Origin of the sequence: Paraburkholderia sp. BR10872 (assembly GCF_040965835.1) — a bacterium.
Lineage (GTDB): Bacteria > Pseudomonadota > Gammaproteobacteria > Burkholderiales > Burkholderiaceae > Paraburkholderia > Paraburkholderia nodosa_A.
The window spans coordinates 1-255 of the sequence record NZ_JBFRCN010000197.1; the positions used below are offsets into that span (position 1 = coordinate 1).

The 255-nt window shown below is 60.0% G+C and carries 1 pseudogene; it reads left to right on the top strand.

The annotated features are described in order from the left end of the window. Positions 1 to 255: pseudogene (locus tag AB4Y43_RS40670) on the top strand (IS3 family transposase); the annotation flags it as partial.

A 255-nucleotide genomic window follows, 5' to 3' on the forward strand; every position in this document is an offset into this window, starting at 1 on the left:
TGATGTTGGCCGCCGTCGAACAGCGCTTCGGCACCACGCAGGCTACACAGCCCATCGAGTGGCTCTCGGACAACGGTTCGGCCTACATCGACCATCGCACACGCAGCTTCGCTCGTGAACTGGGACTTGAGCCGCTGACCACGCCGGTCCGTTCGCCGCAGAGTAATGGCATGGCCGAATCGTTCGTGAAGACGATGAAACATAATTACGTCGCCTTTATGGACAAGCCCGATGCACCAACGGCGCTCTCGCGTC